Source organism: Chroococcidiopsis sp. [FACHB-1243] (assembly GCF_014696895.1).
Lineage (GTDB): Bacteria > Cyanobacteriota > Cyanobacteriia > Cyanobacteriales > Chroococcidiopsidaceae > Chroococcidiopsis.
The window spans coordinates 201101-223116 of record NZ_JACJQX010000001.1 but is presented as its reverse complement, the minus strand read 5'-3'; the positions used below and the strand labels follow the sequence as shown (position 1 = coordinate 223116).

Annotated in this window: 21 protein-coding genes; 8 read left to right on the top strand and 13 right to left on the bottom strand. The window is 43.3% G+C overall.

Annotated features, from left to right (window positions below):
- Positions 1-86: 86 nt before the first annotated feature.
- Complete coding sequence (locus H6G17_RS01005; RefSeq protein ID WP_192153506.1) at positions 87-488, top strand: metal-sensitive transcriptional regulator; 402 nt, start codon at positions 87-89, stop codon at positions 486-488.
- 42 nt (positions 489-530) lie between these two features.
- Here the strand turns inward: H6G17_RS01005 and H6G17_RS01000 are convergent, their stop codons facing one another.
- The 5 genes from H6G17_RS01000 to H6G17_RS00980 form a co-directional block, all read right to left on the bottom strand.
- A complete protein-coding gene (locus H6G17_RS01000) occupies positions 531-1265 on the bottom strand; it encodes a class I SAM-dependent methyltransferase (RefSeq protein WP_192153505.1) in 735 nt (244 codons plus the stop codon).
- 21 nt (positions 1266-1286) lie between these two features.
- Positions 1287-3275, bottom strand: coding sequence for a precorrin-3B C(17)-methyltransferase (gene cobJ, locus H6G17_RS00995; RefSeq protein ID WP_192153504.1), 1989 nt, complete (start codon positions 3273-3275; stop codon positions 1287-1289).
- 203 nt (positions 3276-3478) lie between these two features.
- On the bottom strand, positions 3479-3856 hold the full coding sequence (locus tag H6G17_RS00990; protein ID WP_192153503.1) for a hypothetical protein: 378 nt from the start codon (positions 3854-3856) through the stop codon (positions 3479-3481).
- Between the two features lie 85 nt (positions 3857-3941).
- On the bottom strand, positions 3942-5654 hold the full coding sequence (locus H6G17_RS00985; protein ID WP_192153502.1) for an AarF/UbiB family protein: 1713 nt from the start codon (positions 5652-5654) through the stop codon (positions 3942-3944).
- A 349-nt stretch (positions 5655-6003) separates the two neighbouring features.
- The gene (locus tag H6G17_RS00980; protein WP_192153501.1) at positions 6004-8613 is read right to left on the bottom strand and encodes a M1 family metallopeptidase; all 2610 of its coding nucleotides are present in this window, start codon (positions 8611-8613) and stop codon (positions 6004-6006) included.
- A gap of 346 nt (positions 8614-8959) precedes the next feature.
- On the opposite strand from H6G17_RS00980, the gene H6G17_RS00975 reads away from it, so the two are divergent.
- A complete protein-coding gene (locus H6G17_RS00975) occupies positions 8960-9595 on the top strand; it encodes a hypothetical protein (RefSeq protein WP_192153500.1) in 636 nt (211 codons plus the stop codon).
- 55 nt (positions 9596-9650) lie between these two features.
- Here the strand turns inward: H6G17_RS00975 and H6G17_RS00970 are convergent, their stop codons facing one another.
- Positions 9651-9851 carry a type II toxin-antitoxin system HicA family toxin gene (locus H6G17_RS00970; protein WP_192153588.1) on the bottom strand — a complete coding sequence of 67 codons (201 nt, stop codon included), beginning with the start codon at positions 9849-9851 and terminating at the stop codon, positions 9651-9653.
- An 18-nt stretch (positions 9852-9869) separates the two neighbouring features.
- Entirely contained in the window at positions 9870-10088 is a 219-nt protein-coding gene (locus H6G17_RS00965; RefSeq protein ID WP_192153587.1) for a type II toxin-antitoxin system HicB family antitoxin, read from the bottom strand.
- A 322-nt stretch (positions 10089-10410) separates the two neighbouring features.
- Here H6G17_RS00965 and H6G17_RS00960 point away from each other — a divergent pair, with 322 nt between their 5' ends.
- Both H6G17_RS00960 and H6G17_RS00955 read left to right on the top strand, forming a co-directional pair.
- Positions 10411-11697 carry a DEAD/DEAH box helicase gene (locus H6G17_RS00960; protein WP_192153499.1) on the top strand — a complete coding sequence of 429 codons (1287 nt, stop codon included), beginning with the start codon at positions 10411-10413 and terminating at the stop codon, positions 11695-11697.
- A gap of 69 nt (positions 11698-11766) precedes the next feature.
- Positions 11767-12990: an HNH endonuclease gene (locus H6G17_RS00955; protein WP_192153498.1), complete on the top strand. Its 1224-nt coding sequence runs from the start codon at positions 11767-11769 to the stop codon at positions 12988-12990.
- 160 nt (positions 12991-13150) lie between these two features.
- Here H6G17_RS00955 and H6G17_RS00950 read toward each other — a convergent pair whose 3' ends face one another.
- The 3 genes from H6G17_RS00950 to H6G17_RS00940 all read right to left on the bottom strand — a co-directional run bounded on the left by H6G17_RS00950 (position 13151) and on the right by H6G17_RS00940 (position 15990).
- Positions 13151-13351 carry a hypothetical protein gene (locus H6G17_RS00950; RefSeq protein WP_199316286.1) on the bottom strand — a complete coding sequence of 67 codons (201 nt, stop codon included), beginning with the start codon at positions 13349-13351 and terminating at the stop codon, positions 13151-13153.
- Positions 13348-13692 (bottom strand): hypothetical protein, encoded by a 345-nt coding sequence (locus tag H6G17_RS00945; RefSeq protein WP_192153497.1) that lies wholly within the window; start codon positions 13690-13692, stop codon positions 13348-13350. Before H6G17_RS00945 ends, H6G17_RS00950 begins: the two co-directional genes overlap by 4 nt.
- 84 nt (positions 13693-13776) lie before the next feature.
- Positions 13777-15990: a phosphoketolase gene (locus H6G17_RS00940; protein ID WP_192153496.1), complete on the bottom strand. Its 2214-nt coding sequence runs from the start codon at positions 15988-15990 to the stop codon at positions 13777-13779.
- Positions 15991-16360: 370 nt separating this feature from the next.
- Between H6G17_RS00940 and H6G17_RS00935 the strand changes: the two genes are divergently transcribed.
- Positions 16361-17707, top strand: a complete 1347-nt coding sequence (locus H6G17_RS00935; protein WP_192153495.1) for a cytochrome P450 — start codon at positions 16361-16363, stop codon at positions 17705-17707.
- A 112-nt stretch (positions 17708-17819) separates the two neighbouring features.
- A complete protein-coding gene (locus tag H6G17_RS00930; RefSeq protein WP_192153494.1) occupies positions 17820-18566 on the top strand; it encodes a DUF2993 domain-containing protein in 747 nt (248 codons plus the stop codon).
- 77 nt (positions 18567-18643) lie between these two features.
- Here H6G17_RS00930 and H6G17_RS00925 read toward each other — a convergent pair whose 3' ends face one another.
- Entirely contained in the window at positions 18644-18799 is a 156-nt protein-coding gene (locus H6G17_RS00925) for a hypothetical protein (RefSeq protein ID WP_192153493.1), read from the bottom strand.
- A gap of 159 nt (positions 18800-18958) precedes the next feature.
- Complete coding sequence (gene purU / locus H6G17_RS00920) at positions 18959-19813, bottom strand: formyltetrahydrofolate deformylase (protein ID WP_192153492.1); 855 nt, start codon at positions 19811-19813, stop codon at positions 18959-18961.
- A 473-nt stretch (positions 19814-20286) separates the two neighbouring features.
- Here purU and H6G17_RS00915 point away from each other — a divergent pair, with 473 nt between their 5' ends.
- Positions 20287-20580 carry a hypothetical protein gene (locus H6G17_RS00915; protein ID WP_192153491.1) on the top strand — a complete coding sequence of 98 codons (294 nt, stop codon included), beginning with the start codon at positions 20287-20289 and terminating at the stop codon, positions 20578-20580.
- Positions 20581-20686: 106 nt separating this feature from the next.
- Here H6G17_RS00915 and trxA read toward each other — a convergent pair whose 3' ends face one another.
- The gene (gene trxA, locus H6G17_RS00910) at positions 20687-21004 is read right to left on the bottom strand and encodes a thioredoxin (RefSeq protein ID WP_192153490.1); all 318 of its coding nucleotides are present in this window, start codon (positions 21002-21004) and stop codon (positions 20687-20689) included.
- A 155-nt stretch (positions 21005-21159) separates the two neighbouring features.
- Between trxA and fabG the strand changes: the two genes are divergently transcribed.
- Positions 21160-21924, top strand: coding sequence for a 3-oxoacyl-[acyl-carrier-protein] reductase (fabG, locus tag H6G17_RS00905; RefSeq protein ID WP_192153489.1), 765 nt, complete (start codon positions 21160-21162; stop codon positions 21922-21924).
- The last annotated feature ends 92 nt before the right edge of the window (positions 21925-22016 follow it).

Genomic DNA, 22016 nt, shown 5'->3' with positions numbered 1-22016 from the left:
GGCAAAGCTTGCAGCAGATAGCGGAAACTGACTCAATTGCTCTAGGCTAGAATTTGAACTAACTCTATTAGCGGGTGCGATCGCGCATGAACGGCACAGATAAACTGACAAAAAGCTCCTCGTCAATTGCTAGGACTGAAATACTCTCCCCATCTACTGACTTAGACCTCAGCCACAGTCACGTTCACGAGCGGGGTTCGGCTCACGCTCACGTTCACGTCCATAGTGAAGAATCTCTACGCGCCGTAATCAATCGGCTTTCTCGCATTGAAGGACACATTCGCGGGATTAAAACTATGGTGCAAGAAAACCGAGATTGTCCCGAGGTATTGACGCAGATTGCAGCCGTGCGCGGAGCGCTCGATCGCGTTGCTCGAATGATTTTAGACGAGCATCTGACTGAATGTATTGCTAGAGCTGCTCAAGTGGGAAATTTGGAAGACGAGATTAATGAATTGAAAAAAGCCCTGGATCGATTTTTACACTAGCAGGCAGACGGCACAAATGAGTGCATACCATCAAAACCAGCTCTAAAACCGTACTTTATACAATTGAAATAATTCCCCTGCTTGCCGTGCGACAATTTTAGCACCAGTAGCTTTTATTGTTTTTTCCCACTCAGATATAGGCTCCAGAAACACTTCTGCACCCAGGTAGGTTTCTAAAACTGCCCAATCTTCTGCTAGGGGTGTTTCGGGGTTGAGGATGTCGAAGACAAAAAATCCACTTGGTTTTAGCACCCGCTTGACTTCTGCCATGACATTACTCCAGTACTCGCGGGGAAAATAGCAGCTAAATCCAGTGGCGATCGCTAAGTCAAATTGAGCTGGAGGGTAGTTTAACTGGTGGGCTGGTCTTAATTCAACACCTTTAAATAACTTTGAGTTCAACTGCGGACTGCGAGTATTCAAGGTATCCCTTGCTACTGTACTGACTTCTTGACCGTAAAAAAATGCTTGCCATTCCGTCCAAGGATAAATCAGAAAGCTAACACCGCAGCCAATATCTAGACAAGTTTGGTTTTTCTGCGGTTGAGCCATCTCCCAGAAAGGAGAAGCCAGTCTGCCAGCCAGGATACCAGTTTTCCACTCGTGAAATATTGGCATTGCCTGCACTTCTGGCGGGAGTGCCAAATCTTGACCTTGATACTGTCGGTTAAACCGATATCCTACTTGCTTGACTGTTTCCTCCCAATTCTGCGCTTGAAAGATGTTGCTGCTGTGAAAGCTCTGCGAATCAGAGTTACTGTTGCTCGATTTGGACATAGTAGGAAAGTAACTTGCTGGCTATTCTTTCATTTCTGGCTCAAAACCCAAATAACCCCGTGGGGTAATTATCCAATCGGCATAGGTGCGAGTACTAGAATTACCAATTAATACTGTAGATAGCATATCGACAGGCAAATCGAGTAACTTTTCTAAAGTTGTTAGGTAAATTTGTTCGTCTTGACGGTAAGCCGCACGGACGATCGCAACTGGAGTGTTGGGATCGCGGTATTGTAAGAAAATGTCTCTGGCGATTTGTAGCTGTTGGACGCGCGATTGCGATCGCGGATTGTAAATTGCCGTGACAAAATCAGCCATTGCTGCGGCAATCAAGCGCTTTTCAATCACTTGCCAAGGAGTGAGTAAATCGCTTAAGCTAATGGCGCAAAAGTCGTGCATTAGAGGTGTGCCGACGCGGGCGGCGGCGGCTTGCAACGCCGTAATTCCGGGAAGAACTTGTACTTGAGGCGTGTTTCCGTCCCAGCCTCCAGCTTGCAATTCTTCCATCACCAACCCTGCCATACCGTAAATGCCGCAGTCTCCCGAAGATACCACCGCTACCGTTAAGCCCCACTGCGCCAGTTCGATCGCTCTTTGAGCGCGCTGTCTTTCTTGGGTAATGGGTAAAGTTTCGATAACTTGCTGGGGTTGTAGCAGTGTCGCAATCAATTCTATGTAGAGAGAGTAACCGATAACTGCATCAGCCGTGGCGATCGCGCTTTTGGCAGCTGGGGTGATTTGCTCGAGCGCACCAGGTCCTATTCCCACGAGGAACAGTTTCCCAATACGATCCGTATATTCGATTTCCGATTGGGCGATCGCGATCGTGACTGCACCCGTGAGATCGGGAGTCGTAGGGGCGCACGGCTGTGCGCCCGTACTGGAGTCGGGAGTTGGGGTATTGGGTTTGAAAATTTGTTTGGCAACCAATAGCTTAGGTGTGACGTTGCGATCGGAATCCGTGTGGTGCTTTGTCTCAGGTAGATTTAAACAAGCGCACAAAGCCGCAGCTTCAGCGACGCTAGGAGTCCCGACTTCTCGTTCTACGACTGGGGAGGGGTTGGGGACGGAAATCGCACTCAAGATTTCGGCAGGGAAAGTACGCAAGGGAAAATTATAGGCTTGGCACAATTCGACTAACCCAACTTCATCAGCTTTCAGGTCGATCGTAGCAATCCCGGCGATCGCGTCTATAGCAAGTTGATTTTCTCGGCATACCTGTTGAAGTGCAGCTTCAATCAGCTGTCTTGAGGTTCCCCGTTCGCAACCGATTCCCATCCACAAAACGCGGGGATGCCACTGAATTTGAGGCGTACGCGATCGTGCGTCCTGAATTAGGCGTGGCGTAATCCAAATTTTGGCTGTTGCGTCAGGAGATGGGGTAAAACTCAGATGTGATTGCCGAACGCTAGCTGTCGATCGCCACAAGGTAGAACCAGCCTCTTGAATCACTTGTACGGGTTCGCCACGGACGACTGCCGCACTCACTTCCGTCCAATCTCCTTTACCTTTATGCCACCCAAAGGGAACGCCTAGTAAATCTACGGCAGGTAATCCTAAACTTGTCGAAGCGCTGGTTAATATTGGCGTTGCATCGATGAGCTGGGCAATTATTTTTGTGAGACGATCTGCTCCACCTTGATGTCCGCCACACAAACTGATGACAAACTTTCCTACCTCATCGACGACCACAATTGCCGGATCGGTAGCCTTGTTTTGCAATAAGGGTGCGACAATCCTCACAACTGCCCCAGTTGCCAAACAAAAAATAAAGGCGCGGTGAGATTGCCACAATTCGGCTACGTGAGATTTGAGCGAACCCGAGTAGGATTGGACTCCGGCAATACTCGATAAAGACTCTGGAACCCAGATTGGACTATTAGCTTGACAAATAGACCGCAATCTACTAGCACCAGTAGAAGTTGTCGCGATCGCGCATAAAGGTTGAAAATCTTGCAACAACACAATTTTTCGATCTAAAGCACTGATGTATAAAAATAAGGTGAGCATTGCTCACCCTACCCACGAACCTATTGAACAGGAGCCAGGAGCCAGTAGTCAGGAGTCAGGAGAAATACGATCGGTGAGATTCTGACTCCTCATATTTGTGCCACTCCTTCAAAGATTCGGTAGGGATCTTATACCCTTTGAGTCAGAAGCCACATCAAAAGTAGTCATTCTGACTCCTGACTCCTGACTCCTTCTTCGATAAATTATTCCCAAGAATCAAGATTAAAAGCTTGAAATCCTTCCCGTTCTGCCAAAGCAAACATGCTACCCAACTGATACCAAACTAACAAACCAGTCAGTAACGTCAGAGGAACGGCAAAAGCATAAGACATGACAATCGGGAAGCCAAAAATTTCAATTCCAGAAGCTAGAAAGAGGCAAACACCGACAGCCATGCCCAAGAAAGGGAAAATTAATTGTCCGGTGCGAATCTTAGCGATTGTATCGACATCGGTGGCGCGATCGCTCGACCATTTTTGTAGCATCTGTTTGAGCGTGCCAGAAAACGCCGCTCCAGAAGTTAAGGCGACAAACAAACCTGCAACGAGCAGGAAATAAGGCGGAGTGGACGGGTAAAACATGGAAGATACCTTAAAGTTACAAATTTTTTATTTTAACTTTTGTTACTTTCAACATCTTACCCTTTTGCATCCATCATGTATCCCCTTACCGCTCTCGATCTGGGGTAGCTATGAGTGAAAATACTGCTGTCGGCAGAATTGCCGCCGTTTCTCTAGATAGATTGGCGATCGCTCCAATCGCGGCATCAAACAGACGTGCGGGCTGAATCTCACCCTTGACTAAGTTCCAGATCCGCTGTACTTCTGCTGTATGCAGGCGATCGTCTTCCGTCAGTGCCATCACCAATTGTTGCCGTAGGTATTTCCCTTCTTCAGATAAAAGATACTGCAAGCCGAGTTGAGCGGTGGGTAGAATATCAAAACTATCGTCAGCGCTGGCGATGTCGAGCAAATCTTCCAACCGCTGCCACTGAAACTTACCATTTTTGAACAAGAGATTGAGTAACCTGCGCCGCAGTTCGGGGGTTTCACCCGTCAGTAACCGCCGCGCCACATAGGGATAAGCAACTTCAATGATCTTGAAATCTGGATTAAGGCTGAGGGCAATTCCTTCTTGCGTAATCAAAGAACGGATAATTAACGCAAATTTAGAAGGTACGCGAAAAGGATAGTCATACATCAACTCCGAATAGGAGTCGGTGATGGTTTTAAAGTTAAAATCTCCTACATTTTTACCGATCGCGCTACCCCAGACTGCTTCTAAAGCTGGGATAATCGGGCGAATATCAGTGTCCGGCGTGAGAAATCCGAGCTTGACGTAATCTTCTGCCAATTCGTCATAGTCTTTATTCACGAGATGCACGATCGCATCTACTAGCGTTTCTTTTGTCCGCTCGTTCAATTGATCCATCATGCCGAAGTCAATGTAAGCCATCCGTCCGTCTGGCATGGCAAACAAATTACCTGGATGGGGGTCAGCATGAAAGAATCCGTGTTCTAGTAGCTGTTGCAGCCCAGCTGTTACACCAATTTCGATCAATTCATCTGTATTCAATCCCGCTGCTTGGATGCTAGCAGTGTCATTCAACTTAAATCCGTTAATCCACTCCAGCGTCAGGACGCGAGTATTCGTATAGCGCCAGTAAATTAAAGGAATTTTGACGTGAGGATCGTTACGGAAGTTGGTCGCAAACTTTTCGGCGTTCCGTCCTTCGTTGAGGTAATCGATTTCCTCAAATAACTTCGTCCCAAATTCGTCTACAATCATCGTCAGATCGTGACCGAGATTGAGCGGCAACCAAGGAGATAGCCAACTCGCCGCCCAACGCATTAAGTAAAGGTCGAGGGTAATCGTCGGGCGTAAATTCGGACGCTGTACCTTAACGGCAACTTCTTCGCCACTATGGAGCCGAGCGCGATACACTTGTCCCAAACTCGCAGCAGCTACAGGTTGCGGCGAAATCTGGCTATAAACTTCTTCAACCGAACGTCCGAGTTCGGTTTCAATCGTGCGCAAAGCAATTTCCTGCTCGAAGGCAGGTAGTTGGTCTTGCAGTTTTACCAGTTCGTCTAGAAAATCTTTTCTCACCAAATCTGGGCGAGTGGAGAGCGCTTGACCGACTTTGATAAACGTCGGACCCAGATTGGTAAGGAGCTGCCGCAATTGGACGGCTCGTTTGAGCTTATTTTCTTCTTCGCGATCGCGCCAATCGTCCCACTTTAAACCAAAAATAAACCCAGCAAACAACCAGACGACCTTGAAAGCCCGCGCTACAGCCAGCAAAGGACGGAAGCGATAATACTGCGCGATCGCTTCTGGATCGTAGCGTTTAAGCTGAGCGAGTTGATACTGACCCACGCCTTGACTTGCCTCTTTACAATCGGATATTTACACTCGTTTACTAATCAGGGCAATCTCATGACTACTTTTAACTACGAGTCAATCAGCTTAGATTCCCAAACAGTCAAATATAGCCTCTTTAAACTGCCCTGTCGATGTCTTCTTATAAGTAGAATACGTTATTTAAATTGTATCTATTCTTAACATAGTATATAAAAGTACAAATCAATTGATAAGAAAAGTTAAGAAGAGGAGTCAGGAGTCAGGAGTCAGGAGTCAAAAGATAATTGAGAATTGTGACTTGTGAATTGATTTTGTCTCCCTTGTCCCCCTTGTCTCTCTCGTCTCCCTCGTCTCCCTCGTCTCCCTAGTTAGCAGCTTTAGCCTCCAGACTTTCCAGCCGACTCATCAGGGTTTGGTTTTGCTTTTTGAGCTGGTCGATTTCATCGCGTAGTTGCTTGACGGCTTGCTCTGAACCCGCGGCACTCTGTACTTTTGATACAGCTTCTTCGGCAATCCGTTGGACTCGTCCATCAAGGGATTGCGTCGCTAGAGTTTGTAAAACCGCGATCGCTTTGGGAGTCTCCATTTGTCCCAAGGCAGTAACAACCGAGACTTGGGTGAGGAAGAAACTTTCATGCGATAATTCGGTTAATCGCTCCAGAATTCGGTCTAAGTTAGCAGTAGATTGACCTGTAGAGATAGCTCCGAGGGCGCGAATCGCTGCTAGACGCAAGGCTTGAGGAACTCCTAAGCGGGTGTATTCTAGAATCAAGTCTAGTGCCTCAGCTGAGGTTTTCATTTGACTCAAACCCGCGATCGCCCCAGAGCGCACAACTTCATTCCAGCCTGCTTTTGTTTCTAAAATCGATCTGAGCAGCTTTAAGACTTTTTCTTCCTTGGGCTTTTCTTCCAACTTGGTAGCGGCGATCGTACCAATTGCCCTGGCTGCTGCTGCTTCTACGTAATAACTGCGTAGGGCTTTGCCCTTGCCGAAGGCATCGCCATCTTCCACAATCGGCTTCAGGGCTTTGTAACTAGCATAAGTTTTGATGTTACCCAAAGCCTCGACTACGGCACGTCGTACTAAGGGATTTTCATCGTTCAATCCGACAACTAAAGCCTCAAAAGCTTGGTCGAGCTTAATTTGAGCTAATTGTTTCGCGACTTCGACTTTAACACCCCAAAAGCGATCGCTTTTCAATGCTGCGGCGAGGGCATTGAGCGCTTCTAAACCACCTTTTTTCCCCAAAGCTTCAGCAGCGTAGATGCGAGAAATCGGATCGGGATCGAATTGCAACTGTGCCTTCAATTCTGGAACGGAATATTCTAAAGACACGGTTTTTAAGTAATTATTATTAGCATCAAAGCTAATAAACTGAGGTTTCTCTTCCAAAGGAAAGTAGAAACTCTGTTCCTTTTCATTGACGCGCACGGTGAATGTTTTTTGTAGGGGCGCATAGCTATGCGCCCCTACATCACCTTGTGCATAGCCAAAAGCAATTGGTATTTTTAAATCGAATAGATCGTTTTGGGTTTGGTTAACTGTCACCTTCGCTAATTTACTATCGCCATCCCATGAGTAAGCAATCTTGAATTCAGGATGTCCGCCGCGATAGACGTATTGATCGAAAAGAAATAAAAGATTTCGCCCTGTAACTTTCTCAATTGCCCGGAGTAAATCTACAGTTTCTACAGTATTGTGAGCGTTATCTTGCACGAAAGTTTGGATTGCCCGCCAAAATAACTCTTCTCCCAACTCTGCCCGAATCATGTGGTAGACGCAGGAACCCTTTTCATACAAGTGGCGATCGTATAATTCGATCGCTTCTCGATAAACGTGCGTTACGATCGGACGACGATAGCGGCTGCTGTCTTCAGCGAGATAGTTGCGGGCTTCTAGCAAGCGGTAGTAAGCAGCATCTTCGACTCCATACTCCTGTTCCGTCCACATAACCTCAGAATAGGATGCCATGCCTTCTTTAATCCAAGCATGAGACCAGTGTTTAATCACAACTAAATCGCCAAACCACTGATGTGCGAGTTCGTGCGCGACTAGGCTTTCAGTTAAACGGTTATCAATCGCCGCCCGTTCGTCTAACAAGCATCTATCTGTCAGCAGGGTGGTAGATGTATTTTCCATTCCGCCAAAAATAAAATCATCTACGCAGACTTGAGCGTATTTGGGAAAAGCATAAGAATAACCGTACTTTTGGCTGAAGAATTCGACCATGCGGGGAGTTTTGCCCATGCTGCGCCGCGCATCTTCCTCTCTGCCTTTTTCTACGTAGTAAGTGACGGGTTTGCCGTTCCATTCATCCTGAAGTTCGGCAAAGTTTCCTACTGCTAGAGTCATTAAATAGGATGGGTGGACTTGCTCTTGCAGCCAGTGAAAAATTTTGTAGTCGCTGTTTTCTTCAGTGTCGATTAATCTACCGTTGGAAATGGCGATGTAGGGTTTGGGGACGCGCACCCGAATTTCTGAAGTTGCGAGTTGTCCTGGGTAGTCGAAGCAGGGAAACCAGAAACGGGAGTCTTCATCTTCTCCTTGCGTCCAGACTTGGACTGGTTTGTTGGGGTAGTGCTTATCTGGGGCGATAAAGTAAATTCCGCGTTGGGGTTTCGTGACAGAATAGGCGATCGCAATTTTAATTGATTGTCCCGTTTGTGTAGGGTTAGCTAGATGTACCTGTAGCTGTTGCCCATCATAATCGTATGTCGTTGAGGTAGCATCTACTTGGACTGAGTGAATGTTGAGACTGACTGCATCTAGGGTGAGGCGATCGATCCCGTTGCGGACGGGCTTGAGTTGAATCGTGCAAGTCCCGTCATAGCTTTGGTTGGGGATATCTAAATTGAGATCGAGAAAAATATGCTCGACTTGTCCGGGGCGATCGGGATTATAGTGGGGTTTTGCCCCTGGTAGTTCAAAAGATTTATGACCGTTATTATCTGTATCGAAATAGGATTGCAGCATGGTAAGGGTCAACCTGCGATAGATGAAAAATAGTTGATGTTTATCTTCTATTCTTTCCAGGGTAACGCTTTTGACAGTTATCAGTTGTCAGTTGTTCAGTTGTCAGAGTTGCAGGTGAGAGTATTGCTCGTGCTTTGAGCTATAAAGCGACAGGTTACGTCTGTTTCAGGCGCTAGTTCTACAGCTACGTCTGAAAAACTACAGAATGCTGCTGATTTTTATCCCTATGCGATCGACTTATGCAGAGATATCTGATACAATACAAAAATAGTTAGGAAGCCCCCCGGTCTGACAAACTTGGGACTTCCTAAACCAAAAAGCAAATATAATTTACTTGTGTAACCGTATGTTAGCACAAACAAATTCTGCTGCGATCGCCTCCAACAAAAATTCTTTGAAATCGCGTGACATAAATGAAAGAATCAGACAGCGCGATCGCCTGATAGTCGAGAATGCATTAGCCCAAGGGTGCGACTACTGGCAGATGTCTAAAGCCATGCCCAAAGAGACATTCAAAGCTTGGCTGGAGTCGCAAGGCAAGACTTTGCCTGAAGCGAAAAAGTTCATCCGGCTATTTGAGACATTTAGAGATTTTGCGATCGAGAAGATAGAACGGATCTCTCTAACTACGCTATTTGCTCTAACTCAGAAGCGATATCAACAACTCGTATCCAAGCTGTGGGGACTGCCAGCAGTCAACGAAAAGCAGGTTTCTGAATTGATGGTAGAAGAAAGGAAGAAGCAGCAACAGGACTCTGCGCCACAACGAGATTCAAGTGGATTAATTAACCTACCCAGTGGTGGTAGAGCGTTTCAGTTTCCTCTATTGCACGATGATGAAACAATTGCCCGCTTGTTGCAAGTTTTACAGTATTGGGGGTTAACGCCGCGACAACTCTTAATTGAGGCGATTGCAACTCTGCACTCTAAGCTAGAAGTTGTGTCGAGAGATAGGCAAGTATTTGAGGCGATTGCTGTGTAAGTTTTATATTTGAGAGTTATGCAATTTGCGATCGCGTCTGCCAATCCTATCTGTATTATCTATTTGTCAGAAACTCATCTACCGTCATTCCCGCTTGTCGAATCAAATTTCTCAACAATCTTGGTGCTAATTCTCGATGATTTAGGACTGATAAAGTGAGTCTTGATTCGTGCCAAAGTATCATATGGCTTCCAGTTTGATTGTCTAATACATAATCAAATTTTGCAAAAACTTTGACAGCTTCTTTACCAGAGATATTTGATCATCGACCCATTTATACTACAACTTCCCCAATAAAGGATTGAGATTCTTGAGCAACATAAGGATTGCCGTGTTTAGCTTGTACGTGTAAATAACCTCTTACAGCGTCTTTGATATTTTCAACTGCTTCATCTAAAGTCTTTCCTTGAGTGACACAACCCGGAAGTACGGGAACCTCAGCAACATAACCTTGATATTCTGAATCAAATGTAAATATGACTTGAAATTTCATCATTAATGTATTTTCAATTAATGTATCTCTGTAATAAATTTAGCACTGAGAAGAGGCGAGCGCCTGAAGTATATAATCTTGAGAGCGGCGATCGCTTTTTTTAAAGATTGTGGTTAAAGTCATACTTATACAATAAAACCTGCTGGTGCAGGTTCCAAAACTTTCTTCTATATTAGTCCGCGCAGGCGAACTTTGTTTGTGTAGCCGCGAATTCTATTCGCCTAGTATTTTTTCCTGTTAAAATAATTCGCATTCTGGGAACTCTACATACAAGAGCAGATGGAAATTAACTGCTTACAAAATTGGAGTACTGGAAGTTTTTATGAACGAATGTAAAACAGAAAGCTTTTTTCGCTCTTACGATCTGACCAAAGAGCAAAAGCAACCGAAAGATCCTGCCGCTCATCAACACGATGCGCTAAACAAACTACAAAGATGGTATCAAACTAAGCATTCTACTCATCATGGCGGTATTTTAGTTTTACCAACAGGAGGCGGTAAAACTTTCACGGCTATGCGTTTCCTTTGCACTCATCCACTACCAGAAGGTTACAAAGTTTTGTGGCTGGCACACACTCACCACTTACTTGAACAATCTCTGTATAGTTTAGAATCAGAAGTCAAGCTAATTAGAAATAAGCAAAAGCTGAATGTAAGAGTTGTTTCCGGTACAACAGGACACTTTCGCCCTAGCCAAATTCAAACTAGCGATGATGTATTAATTTGCACGCTACAAACTATTACTCGTGCTTACAGTGATAATAATAAAGATAACAAATTGAAAGAGTTTTTGAAAGCGGCTGGAAATAAACTTTTTGTCGTATTTGATGAGGCACACCACTCTCCAGCACCGAGTTATTGTAGGTTTATTAGAGCATTACGCGAAGACAAGCCAAACATGTATTTATTGGGGTTAACTGCAACCCCAACTCACTCCAATGAAAAAAAAGTTGGTTGGTTAAACACGCTATTTCTCCAAGGAATTCTCTATCAAATTAGCCCAAGAGATTTGATGGCGACTGGAGTGTTAGCAAAGCCAATTTTTGAAACATCATGCACCACTGTCAAGCCTGAATTTGATGAAAATCAATACAAGCAATGGGTAAAAGACTTTCGAGAATTACCTGAAGAAATTATTACTAAACTAGCTGAAAATCAAGAACGTAATGCTTTTATCGCTAAAACTTATGCTGAAAATAGAAAGCGTTATGGTAAAACAATCATTTTTACTGACCGCTGGTTTCAATGCGAACAGTTAAGTGATTTTATTAAGCAACAAGATCGAGAGATAAAGGTAGGAACAGTTTACACTCATATTGATGCCGATCCTGGTAGTGCTGATGCTAGAAATAAACGAAGTAAGAATGAAAATGCTGAAGTTTTAGAGAAATTTCGTAATAATAAATTAGATGTGCTAATCAACGTGCGGATGCTAACTGAAGGCACTGACGTACCTAATGTACAATCTGTATTTTTAACCAGACAAACTACTAGTCAAATTCTCATGACGCAAATGGTTGGTCGAGCTTTGCGTGGTGTTAAATTTGGTGGAACAAAGGAAGCTTACATTGTATCTTTTATCGACGATTGGCAACAGACAATTAACTGAGCTGAATATAAAATAGATGACTTTCCTTCACCTGAAGATTCTTTACCACAGGTTAGTGAAAGAGTAGCTATGCAGCTCATTTCTATCGATTTAGTACGTCGCTTAATTGAGCAGATGGATGGCGGTGCGAATATCAATACACAGCCATTTCTTACCTTTATGCCGATTGGCTGGTATCGAGTTGAAATAGAAACTTGTATAGAGGAAAAGGAAAGTACCGAAATAGTACAACGATTAGTAATGGTATTTGAGCATGAGAAAGCAGACTACGAGAATTTTATTGAATTTGTGAAAAACCTGGAAGCATCAGAACTCAAAGCATTTATCGAGCCAGTTACTAGCTTTGATAGTCATCTTCAGCAGAAAATTGAAAAATTCCAGGATGGAATTTTTGCTAATTTTGGACAGCACATAGGTGGTGACTTACTAAGTAACTTGTTCTACATTACCTGTCATATAGCTCAAAATGATAGAGAAGCTCCTGATTGGTTTGATTTTCAGCAGAGACAGGAACACGATCTTGATGCTCTAGCTCAGGCTTTTCTTAGTGTATCTATGTCAGATTTGACTAAAGATAAAAAGCTATTTGAAGAATATAATCGAGACGATCGCTATTGGAAAATTATCTATCAAAGCTATAGATTATTCAAGTCGCAATACAATGCTTGTGTTGAAAGACTTTTAAACGATCGCTGGACAGAAAAATCACCAACTAATGGTTCAACCTATAAACCAGACTACCCTCCTCTACCTGAACCATCAGATGCAGTTAAAAGACAAGTGAAGGAACGAGATGACTATCGCTGTCTTTGCTGTGGAGAAAATAGACGAAACCTACTACAGATTGACCATATTAATCCTAAATATCACGGGGGTGACCACTCTCTAGATAATTTGCAGACTCTTTGTAGTGTGTGCAATACAATGAAAGGAACTGAAGTCATTAATTTTTGCCTTCATAAAACTTTATTAAATGCCCCGAAAGCGACATTTCCGCACCTACAATTGACACCAAGCCATTATAAAATTGAGGCACACGGTCAATCGCAACTAAATTTACGCCGTAGTATTAATTTTTTATACTACTGCAACGCAATCAATCATACATATATTGATAGCTCTATTTGGCAGATCCATCTTCATGCTGGTAACGATCCACGTTGGATATTATCACATCAAAAATATTTGTTTAGTGAAATTATCCAAGCAAGGAAGAAGGCTGGATATTCTAAACCAGAATCAATGGTTATTAATGCACCTGGTTTTGATGTGGTTGCTCCTATCAAAATATAGATTTTATAAAATCTATTTAGAGATTGAGAAATACTAACCTCTCGCGATCGCAGGTTATTAACCTTTTAAATAGTAATCAAAAACCGCAGATTCACGCAAACTGATTTCAGTTTATCTGCGTTCAGCTGCGTGCATCTGCGGTTAAAAACTACGTGACTAATTATTCACTTTGAATCGTTGATTGCTTCTCTTCCCTCAACTCCTCAATTCGCCGCCGCTGTTCGCGCAGATTTGCCTCTAACAAAGCATTAAAATCATCTAAATCTAAAATATGTTTATCCATACGTCTGTTCAGTTCTCTTAGCTTAGCAATATGACGCGCTCTGATTTCTGGCGATGGCATTCTTATTTGCTGACTCATAATAAGTTAAAATCTCTTCTAATTTCAGAAATGGTAGCCTCTACAGCATCTACAGTAGCTTCAGCCTCAGCAATAAATCGGGCAAGTAATTCAAGGCTATCACGGGTGGCAGCAGGTTGAGAGGGATAAATCTGTCTTAAAGCAGTAAATAAACGCAAGTAGTAGGAATCTGCACGTTCTCTTGCATTTTGGAGTTGCTCGAAGTAATCTATTACTTCTTCTGTCTCGCCATACGCCTCAAATAATCTAAATTCTGTAGCAGTCGCCTCATCAATGCGTTCTAACAGTTGGCGCTGTAACTCGAAGATGGTCAATATTATTTCGTTGGGTAGTTTTGCCATTAGCGGTTTTTAAAAAATTATAGGGTGAGCATTGCCCACCCTACGTTATGTTTATTTATGGAATGTGTAGTTAGTTAATCTAATCTAACCAACCAATTCCATAGCGCGTTTGACCAAATTCTCAGCCGTCATCCCATTAATTGCCATCAATTGTGCGGGACTTGCGGTGGTTTCCCCTCGCTTCCAAGCAAAAGTATCGCGTTTACAGTTACTCCGCAACATAATTGGTTCCAACATCCCACTCGCACCAGATGCTACTCCAACCAAAGCATCGCCACCAAATAACGCCTCAAACCCAGCATCATTCAAAAATTCTCCATCGGGTTCAGAACAGCTATCCCAAGCCACATCGCTAGGACGATACAAACGACGGGGATTGACGACAGAAACAATTCTCACGCCAATTTCTTGCGCTTCTAAATAAGTCGCAGCTTCAAATACTGGCATCAAAACCATATCGCCAATCACAGCAAATACTACTGTCTTGCTACCCTTAATTTCTTGCAGTACCACCGCACCATCTTGAATTGCTTTGCGACTCTGTTCAAATGTCGTGCGAATTGGTAAAGGTGACTTACTCGCTGTAATTACAACGCCCTTATTCTTCGTTGTCAGCGCCCAATCGTAACAAACTTGAATCGAGTTGGCATCGGGTGGAAATAAGGGAAAGACATTGCCATTCCGCATCATGGCGGCGAAATATGCTTCAATTTCAGGGCGTTGGTGCGTCCATCCATTGCGCCCTTGTTCTAACGCCCCAGCAGTAAATAGAGTTACGGTAGAAGGTGTAGGACGACGTAATTCTGCCATTGCTTGCGTTACTGTTTGCCAAATTGGTAAACCATTAATCGCAAAAGACTCATAAGAACACCACAAAGTTCGACAACCCATCAACGCCGAACCAGCTGCTAAACCCGCACAAGCATCTTCACTCAAAGGTTCGTAAACTTGTCCACCTGGGGTTTGGTTATAGACAGGATCTTCGGTGGGGTGAATAATTTTCAATGCTTGGTTAATGTTGGCAATTCCAGATGCTTCATTCCCATCAGCGTTGGTGACGATGTAGTTGCGATCGCATTCTCCCACTTTCGCCACTAATTTACCCATCGCTGTTGTCGAGACTTTCGGATCTCCCCCTACAGCATATTCTTCTAACGGCAATTCCCCAAGTTCTGCTAGCGGTAATACAGATTCCGTCACCGCTACCCGACTCGCCGAACCACCACCAGCGCGTTCGCAGTTCGTCCGCACGATTTCCCACGCAGCAGGCGCTAAAGCACGAGATTTGAGGGCATTGACAATATCGGGGTTGTCGAGAGTATGCATCGCATAGAGGTTGTGAGATTTTGCCCCTCTCGCGTGGACTCCAGCCCCTTTTAATTGTTTGATGATTAATACCGTCAGTTTTCCACTCAAAGCAGAACGGGTAGCTTCATCGGTTGCAACTAACACGGCTTTGGTGAAAGCTAAGCGCCGCTCGAAGGAAAAAGCGGTACTATCGACATAATCGCCTGGTTGGTTTTTGTCGTCAAAGTCTTTGGCATCGACTAACACGACTTCTTCAAAACCGTTACCGTGCCAGTATGCCATCATCCGTTCGTTGGATTGAGTGGACACCATACTATGATGTTCCTGACTGTAGCCATTCCACACCAAGACGGGCAAGAAATTTGTCACGCCTGGATAAGCTGTGTGGAAATGCGCCATGCTACTCATGATGTAGGGTTCGCCTAACCCACCATCGCCAATCGTGACGGGGAATAATTTATCGGGGTGGAGACGGGCGGCTGACATGGCGAAGTGTTGCCCTTGTCCCAATGGTCCAGCAGGGGCGAGAATACCAGGAATAAAGCCAGAAAGGTGTCCCAATAAACCGTTGTGTTCGCGGAAGCGATCGCGCAGTTGTTGTACAGTAGTAATGCCCATGTCTTCTAGCGATCGATCTAAAAACATGGCGCTGTAAAATCCTGGGGCGTGATGTCCGACTTCGGTAATAATGTTTTTGTAGCCCAACATCACCAAGGCTGCGTAAGCTTCTACTTGCGAGGCAAATCCACCAGGGTGTCCCGAAGCTTTACTCCCCGTAACTTGGACTGTTAAATAACGCAGGGCATCGGCATAGAGGAGGGTTTGAAATACAGCCGCCGGATCGTTAGGATCGGTTATAGCAGTTTTATTTGGTGCGATCGCTGCTTGTTTGCCATATTGCTCGAATCCTGGCAAAGTTTCGCCAAAATACTGAATTCCTTGACAAAATTCTGGTGTTACTATCTTTGCCGCTTCGGTCGATGCCGTCATGCTGAAGACCCTCTCTAATTTGAGTATTTGTACTTTTTAGATAATTTTAATTATTTTACATTTAATCTCTGCTTTATGTTGTATACGGTCTGTCTATACATATCAGTGGATTTGTCTAACTATAGATCGCATATTTACAGAGAAAATTCTGACGCTGATGAGTGTGTCTAGAAATAAGTTGTGAGCGAAACTTTATGGAGTGAGATCGAACTGATATGATAAAATTCTGAAATGGATTTTTAACAACTTATACTTGATTCAAAATCGTTGCTGCCGCGACCCTAATAAGGATAAATATATTTTTATTCTCAAATACTTTTTAGTTAATATATAAATAAATCTCCGTAGCAGCATTGTCTACCAATTTAAAATGAAGTTAACTGAGGTAAACAAAACTCCAGCATTACTGCAAACGCTCCAGCTGATTGCCAATCCAATCGAGTTCTTAACCACTTGTGCCAACAGATACAGCGACCCATTTGCTGTGAGAGTTTTAGGTTTAAATTCTCCGCCAGTTGTATTTTTCAGCCAGCCACAAGCAATTAAAGAAATTTTTGCCATTCCCTCAGAGTACTTTGATTATAAAAAAGCAACTCACGTCTTTCAACCTTTGATGGGGGAGCAATCTTTAATTTTACAAGAAGGGAAAAGTCATCAACGCCAACGCCAATTAATGCTACCTCCTTTTCATGGCGATCGCATGAAAACTTATGGACAAATCATTTGTCAAATTACTCAAGCTGTGACTCAACAATGGCAACTTGGCAAACAGATTTCTATTAACCACTTCCTTCCCGACATTACTCTACAAATTATTTTACAAGTTGTCTTTGGAATAAGTCCTGGGGAAAGATACGAACAATTAAAAGTTAAGTTAAGTTCGCTGCTAGAAGACGTTACTACTCCCTGGTACTCCAGTTTATTCTTTTTCCCACCATTACAAAAAGACTTAGGTGCGTGGAGTCCTTGGGGACATTTTGTCAGACGCAGACAACAAATTGACAAATTAATCTATGCAGAAATATCGCAACGGCGACGAGAAAACAATCCGACGCGCACCGATATTTTATCTATGTTAATGGCAGCGCGAGATGAAAACGGACAACAAATGAATGATGATGAATTACGCGATCAGTTGATGTCTCTTTTATTATTAGGCTATGAAACTACAGCAGCAGCGCTAGCATGGGCATTTTACCTGATTCATTCTCATCCACAAGTCCGCGATCGCCTACAACAAGAATTGAATAATGCAGATCGTACTCAACCAGATGCGATCGCCCAACTTCCTTATCTTACTGCTGTCTGTCAAGAATCCCTCCGAGTTCACCCCATTGCATTAATTTGTACTCCTCGAATGGTAAGAGACTCCGTACAAATTGCGGAAGATAACTTCAATGCTGGAACAATTATCGTACCTTGTATTTACCTCGCTCATAGAAGAGAAGAAATCTATCCTCAACCAGAAAAATTTCATCCAGAAAGATTTCTAAAACAGAAATTTTCACCCTTTGAATATCTTCCCTTTGGTGGTGGTAGTCGCGGTTGTATTGGTGCAGCCTTTTCGTTATATGAAATGAAACTCGTACTTGCTACTGTGTTATCGCAGTATGAATTAGAACTAGCAAATTCTCGTCCCGTTTCTCCAGTTCGGCGAGGGATTACAATTGTCCCCTCTGAAAATGGGATGCAAATGTCAGTTGTTGGTTATAAGTAAGGTGGGTATTGCCCACCCTACCATTCATTCTTATGCCAAATTGCAGATACATTCCTTAATACTGCGGGTCTAACATCGATCTCAAGCAGAGTCAAAAGGATGCGATCGCAAGATGGATAACGAGCCACGGTTAGAAGAACAAGTCATCGATGCAGTAGCAGAAGTAGGAATATCTAGCCAAGTAGATAACGCTGAAAAAATTGATGTTGATATTCAAACAAATCTCTTAAAGCTAATTTTAGGGCAAGCAGATTCAGTAGATTTTACTGGACAAGGCGTAGTTATACAAAAAGACATCCGCCTACAAGAAATTGAGGTGCAGACGGATAAAGTTGATGTGAATCCACTCAGCGCTCTTTTTGGCAAGGTTGAATTAGATAAACCGTTAGATGCTATTGCCAAAATTGTCATTACAGAACCAGATTTAAATCGCGCTTTGAAGTCCGAGTACGTATTAAAAAAAGCACGTAATTTTAAACTAAATGTAGACGGACAAACTGTTATTTTAGAAATGCAGCAGATGCAATTACAGTTACCAGGAGATAACAAAATGGTCTTCGATGGTAAGGTGTTGTTGCACGAAAAAGGCGAAACGCAGCCACTCAGTTTTACAGCTACATTTCGCCCCCGTACCCAGAAGCAACCAGTTATCGTTGAGAATTTTCAATGCGATCGCGGAGAGGGAATATCTTTTGCGATCGCGCTGTCATTAATGGAAAAAGTCAAACAATGGATGGAGTTACCCTATTTCGATCTAGAAGGAATAGCACTCAGAGTTGAAGAAATGACGGCGCAAGCAGGTCAGTTAGCTTTACAAGTACAAATCAGAATGAAACAAATACCTCAGAATTTAATTTAATAGGACACAATGCAAATTAATCTATTTCCATTGTAGAGACGTTACATGTAACGTCTCTACAATGGAAACATTCAATATTAACTATTAACCGTTAATTCTGTTTGTCCATACTTACTCAAAATCTTGCGGTAAGTAGCAATTATGCTAGGAATATAGCGCCACCAGGTTGCTATAACAGCTACACTAAAAGTAGAAACAAAGCCGAAGGTGAAGAATTTTTCTAGAATTGACATAGAAATTGCCTTTGTAGATGGAAAAAATATTAGAAAAGTCTTAAGAACTGAATTGATTGTAGATTTTATATCTTAAAATCATCCTCTGTAAAAATACTGTACTTGTATTTTTATCGGTTAGAGCAGCTTTTCATGGTAGTCTACGCATAATCCCTTTCACTACTCAAACACCACAGTCTTATTCCCGTAAATTAAGACACGGTGTTGTAAATGCGATCGCACGGCTCTAGCTAAAACGACTCGTTCCAAATCTTTACCTTTACGAATCAGGTCGCTGACCTCATCTCGGTGGCTGATGCGGACGACATCTTGTTCGATAATTGGTCCAGCATCGAGTTCTGATGTTACGTAATGAGCGGTAGCACCGATAATTTTAACCCCGCGTTCGTAAGCTTTCTGGTATGGATTTGCGCCTACAAAAGCAGGAAGGAACGAATGGTGAATGTTAATTGCTTGAGGAAATCGGGTAATAAATGCGGGACTGAGAATTTGCATATATTTTGCCAGAACGATGAGATCGATGTCGTACTGGTGCAAAAGTTCTAACTGTTTTTCCTCTTGAGCCGCTTTGTTATCTTTGTTAACGGAAATATAGTAATAATCTATACCAAATTGTTTTGCCACCCATTCTAAATCGGCATGATTGCTAATAATCAGGGGAATTTCTGCGGCATACTCTTTTGCCTGTTGTCGGAGAATTAAATCGAATAAGCAATGTTCTTGCCGACTCACCCAAATAGCAAGGCGCGGGATGGTGTCGGAAAAGTGTAGTTGCCATTGAGCCTCTAAAGGCTGCGCGATCGCGCCAAAGGCAGGCGCAATTAGCTCTCGCGGTAGATGAAAACCCTCTAATTGCCATTCAATTCGGGTTAGAAACAAACCAGCAGCAAAGTCTGTATGCTGATCGGCATGGATAATGTTACCACCATTGGCATAGATAAAATTAGCAATTTTTGCTACTAATCCTTGTCGGTCGGGACAAGAAACGAGTAGAGTTGCTGTCAGTCTATTCATATTACTTAACCTTCGCTTGATGTATAAGAAAACCTTTATAAACTGTCTTCTATCTTCAGTACGAACGTAGTATTAGATATATCGAGTTTGAATTTCATTGTCTCTGATAACTGCCTCTGTATTGTCCGCAAGCTAAAAGTGTGAAATAATACATAAACAAGATCGGGAATTGCTGGAAGCGCGTGTGAGGGTATACGAGCATTCATAGCACTAGTCTGGAATAACTTTTTGGGCTGGCGTATTTTATTGTCAGAGTCTTTTGTGGCTTGAAAGCGAGTTACTAGCAAGGTGCGGTGCTACGGATAAATGTCGATTAGTTGAGGCTTTCAAGTCAGATTGTTACAGGGTGTTCGGGCTACATAGCGCTCAAAAGAGCGTGTTAACGAGAACTTCGTCGATCGCGCTGCTGATTTGGGGTAGCTGCTGAATTCTTTTCCGACTCAACCTGTTTTTAGAAAATGACTTTTTAGAAAATGATGCTACAAACAATTATTACTGCTGGGGCGACTTTCTATATTACAATCGCGGCTTGTCTGTTTACTCAGTGGGCAGACATCATGCAGCGAGACCTTGGCAAACACTCTCAATTACTTCTACTCAGAATATTTTTAGTCATAGTCACTCTTTTTTGGCCAATTATCGTACCCATTGCTTATCTAGAATTGTTAACTAAAGTTAAGAAAGACAAAGAAAAGATGAGTTGGTTGGCGGAGCGATCGCCTGAAAGTTTTTCAGCGACAACCGCTGACGATTCATTGCTGTCATAACTGATATCATTACCGTTATCATAATTGTCATCATTGCTAATAAAATAGCTTTTTCCTACAGTAAAAGCCCGCATTTGCGGGCTTTTTATTGAATGAAATATTTTGACTAAATTAGAGCTTGTAAATGTTCGATTAAATTAGGTGCTGGTACTACGCCCTCAATGCGATCGACTGGTTGACCCTGCTTAAATAGTACTAATGTTGGCAAGGCATGAATTTGATATTGACTGGCGAGTTGTGGATATTTATCAGTATCGATTTTCACAATACGGATTTTAGATTTGAGACGCTCGTTTACTTGTTCTAAAATTGGAGCCATCATCTGGCAAGGACCGCACCATGCAGCGTAAAAATCTACCAGTACAGGCACATCCGCACCAGAAAGCATTTCAGCAAAATTATTGAACTGCTGTTTAGTAGTCATGAGATTTAACTCAGTTTTTTTACTGTTATATCTTAATTATTGTGGTTGGTAATGGGTAATGGGTCACTGATAACTGGCAACTGTTGATAAGATGGTTAGCGCGGTGGTTTAAGTGCGATCGCTAAGTGAGAGTATCTACGCAAGAGTCATTGTTTATGGAAGTATTGCCAGAGGATTTACAACGGTTACGCCAACAAGTCGCAATCGTTACCGGGGCTTCGCGAGGAATTGGACGGGCGATCGCTTTGAGTTTAGCCGCAGAAGGGGCGAACGTTGTTGTAAACTACGCGAGTTCTAGTTCCGCTGCTAAAGAAGTGGTAGAAGAAATTGAGGCGGCGGGGGGTAGTGCGATCGCAATTCCGGCTGATGTCTCAGATGCGGCTCAAGTAGATACTCTGGTTAATACTATTGTAGAAAAATGGCAGCGAATTGATGTTTTGGTAAACAATGCTGGTATTACCCGCGATACATTGTTATTGCGAATGAAACCGGAAGACTGGCAAGCAGTCATCGACCTCAATCTTACAGGCGTATTCCTTTGTACCAAAGCTGTCAGCAAAATCATGCTCAAACAACGCAGCGGGCGCATCATTAATATTGCTTCTGTAGCCGGACAAATGGGCAATCCCGGTCAAGCGAACTATAGCGCAGCAAAAGCTGGGGCGATCGGATTTACTAAAACCGTTGCGAAAGAACTTGCCTCCCGTGGCATTATCGTCAATGCTGTTGCCCCTGGTTTTATCACCACTGACATGACCAGTAACATTGATTCTGAAGATATTCTGAAATATATTCCCTTGAGTCGCTACGGCAAACCCGAAGAAGTTGCTGGTATGGTGCGCTTTCTCGCCGCCGATCCTGCGGCTGGATACATTACAGGTCAAGTCTTCAACGTCGATGGTGGCATGGTTATGGCTTAAGAGCGATTAGCGTTTAGCAATTAGCTGTGAGCTAATTGCTAAACGCCAGTAGTTTCATTAGCACTCAACTCAAGAGAGTGCTAAATTGACTA

What these genes read in the sequence shown, in the direction of transcription:
- H6G17_RS01005 (WP_192153506.1), top strand. Translation starts at nt 87, where the DNA reads ATGAACGGCACAGATAAACTGACAAAAAGCTCCTCGTCAATTGCTAGG.
- H6G17_RS00930 (WP_192153494.1), top strand. Translation starts at nt 17,820, where the DNA reads ATGGATAACGAGCCACGGTTAGAAGAACAAGTCATCGATGCAGTAGCA.
- H6G17_RS00950 (WP_199316286.1), bottom strand. Translation starts at nt 13,351, where the DNA reads ATGAGTCAGCAAATAAGAATGCCATCGCCAGAAATCAGAGCGCGTCAT.
- H6G17_RS01000 (WP_192153505.1), bottom strand. Translation starts at nt 1,265, where the DNA reads ATGTCCAAATCGAGCAACAGTAACTCTGATTCGCAGAGCTTTCACAGC.
- H6G17_RS00960 (WP_192153499.1), top strand. Translation starts at nt 10,411, where the DNA reads ATGAACGAATGTAAAACAGAAAGCTTTTTTCGCTCTTACGATCTGACC.
- H6G17_RS00915 (WP_192153491.1), top strand. Translation starts at nt 20,287, where the DNA reads ATGATGCTACAAACAATTATTACTGCTGGGGCGACTTTCTATATTACA.
- H6G17_RS00925 (WP_192153493.1), bottom strand. Translation starts at nt 18,799, where the DNA reads ATGTCAATTCTAGAAAAATTCTTCACCTTCGGCTTTGTTTCTACTTTT.
- fabG (WP_192153489.1), top strand. Translation starts at nt 21,160, where the DNA reads ATGGAAGTATTGCCAGAGGATTTACAACGGTTACGCCAACAAGTCGCA.
- trxA (WP_192153490.1), bottom strand. Translation starts at nt 21,004, where the DNA reads ATGACTACTAAACAGCAGTTCAATAATTTTGCTGAAATGCTTTCTGGT.
- H6G17_RS00990 (WP_192153503.1), bottom strand. Translation starts at nt 3,856, where the DNA reads ATGTTTTACCCGTCCACTCCGCCTTATTTCCTGCTCGTTGCAGGTTTG.
- H6G17_RS00940 (WP_192153496.1), bottom strand. Translation starts at nt 15,990, where the DNA reads ATGACGGCATCGACCGAAGCGGCAAAGATAGTAACACCAGAATTTTGT.
- H6G17_RS00955 (WP_192153498.1), top strand. Translation starts at nt 11,767, where the DNA reads ATGCAGCTCATTTCTATCGATTTAGTACGTCGCTTAATTGAGCAGATG.
- cobJ (WP_192153504.1), bottom strand. Translation starts at nt 3,275, where the DNA reads ATGCTCACCTTATTTTTATACATCAGTGCTTTAGATCGAAAAATTGTG.
- H6G17_RS00935 (WP_192153495.1), top strand. Translation starts at nt 16,361, where the DNA reads ATGAAGTTAACTGAGGTAAACAAAACTCCAGCATTACTGCAAACGCTC.
- H6G17_RS00980 (WP_192153501.1), bottom strand. Translation starts at nt 8,613, where the DNA reads ATGCTGCAATCCTATTTCGATACAGATAATAACGGTCATAAATCTTTT.
- H6G17_RS00945 (WP_192153497.1), bottom strand. Translation starts at nt 13,692, where the DNA reads ATGGCAAAACTACCCAACGAAATAATATTGACCATCTTCGAGTTACAG.
- H6G17_RS00975 (WP_192153500.1), top strand. Translation starts at nt 8,960, where the DNA reads ATGTTAGCACAAACAAATTCTGCTGCGATCGCCTCCAACAAAAATTCT.
- purU (WP_192153492.1), bottom strand. Translation starts at nt 19,813, where the DNA reads ATGAATAGACTGACAGCAACTCTACTCGTTTCTTGTCCCGACCGACAA.
- H6G17_RS00965 (WP_192153587.1), bottom strand. Translation starts at nt 10,088, where the DNA reads ATGAAATTTCAAGTCATATTTACATTTGATTCAGAATATCAAGGTTAT.